The sequence below is a fragment of the Xanthomonas sp. SHU 308 genome, from assembly GCF_000364645.1.
Lineage (GTDB): Bacteria > Pseudomonadota > Gammaproteobacteria > Xanthomonadales > Xanthomonadaceae > Xanthomonas_A > Xanthomonas_A sontii.
In genome coordinates this window covers 1-2,252 of the sequence record NZ_AQOK01000441.1, presented here as the reverse complement: position 1 = coordinate 2,252, position 2,252 = coordinate 1, and the positions used below count along the sequence as shown (strand labels likewise).

Sequence of the window (2,252 nt, the reverse complement as noted above, 5' to 3'; positions counted from 1 at the left end):
GCAGGGTCGGCTGTGCCGGCGCGCCGTGCTCGGCGGCGCCTTCCGCGCCGCTCGCGGCCTTGCTGACGCGCGGCTTGCGCACGCGCTTCTCGGCGGGGGCGTCGGCGCTCCCGGGTTCGGACATGGTGTGATCGGACAAGTGGTGTTCCTCGCTAAGAGTGCGAGCGCCCAGCGTGGGGGCATACGGGGTTGGGAGGAGGTCTGGGAGAGAATCTTCCAGAGGGGGTGCGGTGTGCGAATGCCACCGGATGTATCGACACTATCACCGCCACGCAGGCACGGCAAGCAGGCGTTCGTGGGCGATTCAGCCGCCGGCGATGCTGCGCCGGCCGGGCTGCCGCGGCGCCGCCCCGGTTGCGGAGCGGACGCCGGCAGCGGGCGTCAGGCGGCGCTGCCGCCCAGGGTCTTGTCGATCATCTGGGTCAGCTGGCCCTTGCCGACCGCGCCGATCTGGGTGGCCTGGATCTGGCCGTTCTTGAACAGCAGCAGCATCGGGATCGAGCGCACGTGGTACTTGATCGCGGTGGCGCGGTTCTCGTCCACGTTGACCTTGGCGACCTTGAGGCGGCCGTCGTAGGCATCGGCGAGGTCGTCCAGCACCGGCGCGATCATCTTGCACGGGCCGCACCACTCGGCCCAGAAGTCCACCAGGACCGGCTCGTCGGACTGCAGCACCGTGGCATCGAAATCGGCGTCGCCGACGTAAAGGACCTTGTCGCTCACTTTGGGGGTTCTCCTGGGCCAATGCGACTGGCCGGACCGGGTGGCCGCCGCATTGCGGTAAACTGGGGCATTGCGCGGCGATCTCAAGGGATTCCCCCTGTCGCGCGACCCGGCATGGAAGACGCCAGTGTGCGACGCTGCCGGGACCGATGCAAGCCGCGACCTTACGCTTCGGGCGGGGTGGCCTCACGAAGATGGAATGATGAGCGACAAACCGCTGACCGATGTGACTTTTTCCGCGTTCGAACTGCAGCCCGCGCTGCTCGCAGGCCTCGAAAGCGCCGGCTTCACCCGCTGCACCCCGATCCAGGCGCTGACCCTGCCGGTGGCCCTTCCCGGCCGCGACGTGGCCGGCCAGGCCCAGACCGGTACCGGCAAGACCCTGGCGTTCCTGGTGGCGGTGATGAACCGCCTGCTCAGCCGCCCGGCGCTGGCCGACCGCAAGCCGGAGGATCCGCGCGCGCTGATCCTGGCCCCGACCCGCGAGCTGGCCATCCAGATCCACAAGGACGCGGTCAAGTTCGGCTCCGAGCTGGGCCTGCGCTTCGCACTGGTCTACGGCGGCGTGGACTACGACAAGCAGCGCGAACTGCTGCAGCAGGGCGTGGACGTGATCATCGCCACCCCCGGCCGCCTGATCGACTACGTCAAGCAGCACAAGGTGGTGTCGCTGCACGCCTGCGAGATCTGCGTGCTCGACGAAGCCGACCGCATGTTCGACCTGGGTTTCATCAAGGACATCCGCTTCCTGCTGCGGCGCATGCCCGAGCGCGGCACCCGCCAGACCCTGCTGTTCTCGGCCACCCTCAGCCACCGCGTGCTGGAGCTGGCCTACGAGCACATGAACGAGCCGGAAAAGCTCGTCGTTGAGACCGAGAGCATCACCGCCGCGCGCGTGCGCCAGCGCATCTACTTCCCCTCCGACGAGGAGAAGCTGACCCTGCTGCTGGGTCTGCTGTCGCGCAGCGAGGGCGCGCGCACCATGGTGTTCGTCAACACCAAGGCGTTCGTCGAGCGCGTGGCGCGGGCGCTGGAGCGCAACGGCTACCGGGTCGGCGTGCTGTCCGGCGACGTGCCGCAGAAGAAGCGCGAGACCCTGCTCAACCGCTTCCAGAAGGGCCAGCTGGAGATCCTGGTGGCCACCGACGTGGCCGCGCGCGGCCTGCACATCGACGGGGTCAAGTACGTCTACAACTACGACCTGCCGTTCGACGCCGAGGACTACGTGCACCGCATCGGCCGCACCGCGCGGCTGGGCGAGGAGGGCGACGCGATCAGCTTCGCCTGCGAGCGCTACGCGATGAGCCTGCCGGACATCGAGGCCTACATCGAACAGAAGATCCCGGTCGAGCCGGTCACCGCCGAGCTGCTGGTGGCGCTGCCGCGCACCCCGCGCGCGCCGGTGGAGGGCGAGGCCGCCGAGGCCGAGGGTGACGAGAGCATCGGCGAGATCTTCCGCGAGGCCCGCGCCCAGCGCGAGGCCGACGAGCAGCGTCGCGGCGGCGGTCGCGGCAAGCCCGGCGGCGGTC

General features: G+C 69.4%; 2 protein-coding genes. One reads left to right on the top strand and one right to left on the bottom strand.

What is annotated here, in order from left to right:
* Positions 1-381: 381 nt before the first annotated feature.
* Complete coding sequence (trxA, locus tag D588_RS0114320) at positions 382-723, bottom strand: thioredoxin TrxA (RefSeq protein WP_017908556.1); 342 nt, start codon at positions 721-723, stop codon at positions 382-384.
* 202 nt (positions 724-925) lie between these two features.
* On the opposite strand from trxA, the gene rhlB reads away from it, so the two are divergent.
* Positions 926-2,252: ATP-dependent RNA helicase RhlB (gene rhlB / locus D588_RS0114315; RefSeq protein WP_017916473.1), on the top strand; the 1,327-nt coding region annotated here is incomplete at its 3' end.